The organism is Delftia sp. ZNC0008 (assembly GCF_000799035.1).
Classification (GTDB): Bacteria; Pseudomonadota; Gammaproteobacteria; order Burkholderiales; family Burkholderiaceae_C; genus Comamonas; species Comamonas tsuruhatensis.
Genome location: NZ_JTKZ01000673.1, coordinates 1 through 5,391 on the forward strand (window position 1 = coordinate 1; position 5,391 = coordinate 5,391).

Annotated in this window: 5 protein-coding genes; 2 read left to right on the forward strand and 3 right to left on the reverse strand. The window is 68.4% G+C overall.

What is annotated here, in order from left to right:
* Positions 1-624: Smr/MutS family protein (locus L995_RS22005; protein ID WP_047473717.1), on the forward strand; the 624-nt coding region annotated here is incomplete at its 5' end.
* A 30-nt stretch (positions 625-654) separates the two neighbouring features.
* Here L995_RS22005 and L995_RS22010 read toward each other — a convergent pair.
* Both L995_RS22010 and L995_RS22015 read right to left on the reverse strand, forming a co-directional pair.
* The gene (locus tag L995_RS22010; RefSeq protein WP_017406746.1) at positions 655-1,938 is read right to left on the reverse strand and encodes an MFS transporter; all 1,284 of its coding nucleotides are present in this window, start codon (positions 1,936-1,938) and stop codon (positions 655-657) included.
* Between the two features lie 35 nt (positions 1,939-1,973).
* Positions 1,974-2,447 carry a MarR family winged helix-turn-helix transcriptional regulator gene (locus tag L995_RS22015; protein WP_047473718.1) on the reverse strand — a complete coding sequence of 158 codons (474 nt, stop codon included), beginning with the start codon at positions 2,445-2,447 and terminating at the stop codon, positions 1,974-1,976.
* 105 nt (positions 2,448-2,552) lie between these two features.
* Here L995_RS22015 and L995_RS22020 point away from each other — a divergent pair, with 105 nt between their 5' ends.
* Positions 2,553-3,161, forward strand: coding sequence for a PaaI family thioesterase (locus tag L995_RS22020; protein WP_046987361.1), 609 nt, complete (start codon positions 2,553-2,555; stop codon positions 3,159-3,161).
* A gap of 72 nt (positions 3,162-3,233) precedes the next feature.
* Here L995_RS22020 and L995_RS22025 read toward each other — a convergent pair whose 3' ends face one another.
* Positions 3,234-5,312: a bifunctional 2',3'-cyclic-nucleotide 2'-phosphodiesterase/3'-nucleotidase gene (locus L995_RS22025; protein WP_047473719.1), complete on the reverse strand. Its 2,079-nt coding sequence runs from the start codon at positions 5,310-5,312 to the stop codon at positions 3,234-3,236.
* Positions 5,313-5,391 lie beyond the last annotated feature (79 nt).

Genomic DNA, 5,391 nt, shown 5'->3' on the forward strand with positions numbered 1-5,391 from the left:
CCAGTGCGTCGCGCACTGGCCGAAGCCGCCGCCCAAGAGGCCCTGCTCCAGCAGCAGCGCGCCGAGGCGGCGCGCCGCCTCCTGGCCGAGCAAAAGCTGTTCGAAAACACCGTGGGCCCGGTGCATGCGCTCAAGTCCGCGCACGCCCGCCACCTCCATGCCCCCGAGCCCCCCGAGCCGCTGCCCCTGCAGCTGGAGCTGGACGAGCAGCGCGTGCTGCAGGAGGCCATGAGCGACGAGTTCGACGTCAGCACCCTGCTGGACACCGACGACCAGCTCAGCTTCCGGCGTCCCGGCATCGGCCTGGACGTGACGCACAAGCTGCGCGCCGGGGAGTGGAGCATCCAGCGCCAGCTGGACCTGCACGGCCTGCGCGTGGACGAGGCGCGCGAGGCGCTGGGCCAGTTCATCCGCCTGTCCCACCGCACCGGCATACGCTGCGTGCGCGTGGTGCACGGCAAGGGCCTGGGCTCGCCGGGCAAGACCCCCGTGCTCAAGGGCCGCGTGCTGCGCTGGCTGGTGCAGAAAAAGGAAGTGCTGGCCTTTGTGCAGGCCCGCCCGGCCGAAGGTGGCGCGGGCGCCCTGGTCGTCCTGCTGCAGCCGGGCAAGCGCCAGCTGTACTGAGGGAGTGGATGGCGTGAGCGGTGATGGGGCTCAGGCCGCCGCCACCGCCGCCGCCTTGCGCGCCCGCCCTATGACCAGCGCCATCACCGCCGCCACCAGGCAGGCCAGGCCGGCCGCATACAGCGCGGGCGTATAGGTCAGCAGCAACGTGCGCGTCAGGCCCGCGCCCCAGGCTGCGGCGGCCGCGCCCAGCTGGTGGGCCGCGAAGATCCAGCCGAACACCAGCCCCACCTTCTGCGGCCCGAAATGCTGGGCCGTGAGCTTGACCGTGGGCGGCACCGTGGCGATCCAGTCCAGCCCGTAGAACATGGCGAACAGGCCCAGGCCATAGAAGGTGAACTCCGAATGCGGCAGCCAGAACAGCGACAGGCCGCGCAGCCCGTAGTACCAGAACAGCAGCTTGCGGTTGTCGTAGCGGTCCGACAGCCAGCCCGACAGCACGGTGCCCACGAAGTCGAAGGCCCCCATCATGGCCAGCACCGACGCGGCGGGCACCGCGCCCATGCCGTTGTCGCCGCACAGCGAGATGAAGTGCGTCTGCACCAGGCCGTTGGTGGACAGGCCGCAGATGAAGAAGGTGCCCGCCAGCAGCCAGAAGGTGCGGTTGCGCGCGGCCTCGGCCAGCACCTTGAAGGGCGTGCCGAAGTTCATGGCCATGGCCGGCGGCGGCGGGGCCGAGGCATCGCCGCCAAAGGGCGCCAGGCCCAGGTCCGAAGGCCGGTCCCGCACGAACAGCAAAGCCAGCACGGCAATCAAGGCACTGGCCACGAACACCGGCACCGTGGCCGAGCGCCAGCCCCAGTGCTCGATCATCCAGGCGGCCAGCGGCAGGAAGGCCAGCTGCCCCGTGGCCGCACTGGCCGTGAGCACGCCGATGACCAGGCCCCGCCGCGCCGCAAACCAGCGGTTGGCCACCACGGCGCCCAGCACCAGCGCCGTCAGGCCCGTGCCCATGCCCAGCAGAAGGCTCCACAGCAAAAACAGATGCCACAGCTGCGTGGCCTGCGTCACCATCGCCATGGCGCCTCCCACCAGGGCCAGGCCCATGCACATCACGGCACGCAGGCCGAAGCGCTCCATCATCACGGCCGCAAACGGCCCCAGCAGGCCGAACAGCGCAAAGCGCAGCGCCAGGCTGCTCGATATCTGCTCCGTACTCCAGCCGAACTCGCGCGACAGCGGCTGCAGCATGGCGCCCGGCAGGCCCAGCGCGGCCGACATGGTCAGCATGGTGAGGAAAGTGATGGCCGCGACCAGCCAGCCGTAGTGGATGCCGCGCCGCTGCAGCCAGCGCGCCGTGGAGTTGGAGAGCATGGGAGTCTCTTCGGGGGTTGGGAATTCGGTAGGGCCTACGCCTGCGGGCCGTCTGCAGCGTGGCCATCGCCATCGAGCAGCACCAGGCATTCGTCGATCAGCGCATGCAGGGCCGCCACGCGCTCCAGGCCCAGACGGGCGTTGAGCTCGTTCTGTGCGGTCTTCCAGCTTTGCTTGGCCTCTTCGCGCTTGGCCCGGCCCGCGTCGGTGATGTGCACCAGGCGGCTGCGCTGGTCCTCGCCCTGGCCCATGCGCACCCAGCCGGCGTCGATCAGCGGCTTGAGGTTGCGCGTCAGCGTCGAGGCGTCCATGCGCATGCGCCGCGCCAGGTCCGAGGGCCGCACCGGACTGGCGGCCAGCACATGGCTGAGCAGCGAGTACTGGGTGATGCGCAGCCCCGTCTCGTTCAGATGGGCGTCGTACACCTGGCCCACGCTGCGCATGAGCTGGCGCACGCGGTGGTTGGTGCAGCCCTGGGGCACGGCGAGGATGTCTGGATTCACTGGCATGGCGCAGATTATTGCATATACAACTGTTGTAGATACAATAATATCCACACCGCCATCCCAGACAGCCTGGCGCCCGCACTTTTCCCAATGAAAGAGAGACATTCCATGGACACCCGCACCCACTCCCCGGAGCAGGCCGCCCGCAACACAACCTCCAGCGTCACCTCCGGCGCCATCTCCCCTGCCCTGCAAGCCTGGCTGGACGAGGAACAGGCGGTCACCCTCCGGCTGGACGCCGGCCCCGGCGCAGGCGTATCGCGCCCCGACCAGGTCGCAGGCCGCAGCGGGCTGGAGCTGATGCAGGCCATGCTGCGCGGCGAACTGCCCTACCCGCCCATTGCACGCACGCTGGACTTCATGCTGATTTCCGTGGGCGAAGGCAGCGCCGTCTTCCAGGGCCGCCCCGGCGCCAACCATCTCAACCCCATGGGCACGGTGCACGGCGGCTGGTTCGCCACCCTGCTGGACTCGGCGCTGGGCTGCGCCGTCCACACCTGCATGCCGCCGGGCCGGGGCTACACCACGGCCGAGCTGGGGGTGAACCTGGTCAAGGCCCTGACCCCGCGCGTGCCGCGCGTGCGCGCCGAAGGCCGCGTTCTGCACTGCGGCCGCCAGCTGGCCACGGCCGAGGCGCGCCTGGTCGGCCCCGATGGCACGCTCTACGCCCACGCCACCACCACCTGCCTGGTGTTCGAGATGCCGCCTGCGCGCTGAAGCCCGTTCGGCACAAGCAAAAAAGCCCCGTGCCAGATGCACGGGGCTTTTTTGTTGCTTGCCTGCCGGAACTTACTTCGACAGATCCAGGCGGTACTTGGACGTGCCCTTGCCCGAGCCGTCATCGGCCGCCACCAGCGAGATGTTGGCCAGGCCCGCAGCCTGCGCCACCGGCAGCGCGTTGACGCCGGAGCTGAACACCACGTTGGCCGAGGTGGCCACCTTGGTGAAGCGCCAGCTCTTGGCCGCGCCATTGGCAGCGCGCGTGATGCTGCCGTTCTTGCGCACGTAGCCGATCACCACGTCGCGGTTGGCGTCCGGCGAGGCCCAGATGGCGCTGGAGCCGTCGAGCTTGGCGATGAAGCTCTTGCCGCTGGTGGCGCGGTAGTTGTTCGTGGCGATCACGAACTCCTGCGCCGGGTCGATGGCCTTGCCCAGGTACTGCAGGTTCCTGATGCGGCTGCCCACGGGCTGGGTCACGTCGATCTCGTACTGCACATCGGCCGTGGTGAACATGTCGAAGTTGTAGCCCGGGAAGGTGCTGATCAGTTGCTGCTCACCCGTCTTGGCCGGATCGATCTGGTTGAAGCGCTTGGCAGCGGCCTCCAGCCAGTCCTTGATGTCGGCGCCATTCACCTTCACCGCATACACGGTGTTGGGGTAGAGGTACAGGTCGGCCGCGTTGTAGATGGCCAGCGGGCCCACGGCCACGTCGGTGTAGTCGGCGCCGCCCTGGAAGCCCGACTTGAACGGCGCGCTCACCGACAGCACGGGCAGCTGCGCGTACTGCGGCAGGCTGGCCTTCACATAGTCGGCCACATAGTCGCGCTGCGCCTGGTTGACGATCTGGATGGCGCCCGGGTCGCCCACATCGGCGAACAGCGTGCTCATGCGGAAGTCCGTGCTGCCGATGGGCGTCTTCACGTACTGGATGGCGGCCTGGTGCTGGCTCTCGATCAGCGGCGCCACCGTCGGGTCCACGGCCACGTAGGTGGCCTTGCCTGCGGCGTCCTTGCCGGTCTGGATATTGCGCAGCTCGCTCTTGCCCGCGCTCTTGTCCACGCTCCACTGCTTGCCGTCCCACTTCAGCGCCAGCTGGATCACGCCCAGCGCCTTGCCCCAGGAACTGGCCATCACCGACTGCACGCCGTTGATGGTGCCCGCCTTGTTGTCCACGCCCGCCTGCGTGAACGCCGGCGTGGCCGCCGTATCGGGGAACACGCCGTGCTGGTGGCCCATGACCATGGCGTCGATGCCGGCCACCTTGCTCAGGTGCAGGCCGGGGTTCTCCATCGTCGGCGAGTAGGCCGCGCCATCCAGGCCGCCGTGCAGCATGGCCACCACCACGTCGGCGCCCTTGGCGCGCATCTCGGGCAGGTACTTCTGGGCGGACTCCACGGCACCTTCGGTGTAGAGCTTGCCCTCCAGATAGCGCTTGTCCCAGTTCATGATGCCCGGCGTGGTGAAGCCGATCACGCCGATCTTGATGGGCAGCTCCACCGCCTTGCCATCCTTGTCCTTGGCCGCGATCTTGCGCTCCAGAATCACGTAGGGCTGCACCAGCGGCTGCTTGGTCTTGCTGCTGTAGACATTCGACAGCGCCACCGGAAAGCCATTGCCCGCGCACTTGACCGACTTGTCCACGCCGTCCACGTCCAGGCCGCCGCCCAGCACCTGGTTCAGGAAGGGCAGGCCGTAGTTGAACTCATGGTTGCCCAGCGTGCCCGCATCGAAGCCCAGCGCGCCCATGGCCTTGTACATGGACAGCTGCTGCGTGCAGGGGATCTTGGCCACCTCGGCTTCGTAATCGGCCAGGGCCGTGCCCTGGATGGTGTCGCCGTTGTCCACCAGCAGCGTATTGGCAAACTCCTTGCGCGCCGCGCGCACCAGCGTGGCCGTGCGCTCGAAGCCGTAGGAGGCATCCTCGGCCAGCTTGAAATAGTCATAGCTGCGCACATTGAAGTGCAGATCCGTGGTCTCCAGCACGGCCAGCGTGGCCGTCGCGGGCTGGCTGGCCACCGGGGGCGTCGTGCTGTCATTGCTGTCGCTGCCACCGCAGGCGGCCACCAGCGCGGCGCTGGCCAGGACGCTCAGCGCCAGGCGGCGGGACAGGAGCAGGGATTGCAATGTGGGGAGGTTGCTCAGCGGCATGTGGTTTTTGTGGGGGGTGGTGAAGGGGGGGAGTTTGTTGGTGGGGGTTTACAGGGGTGTGACAGCTGGTCTGTTCTGG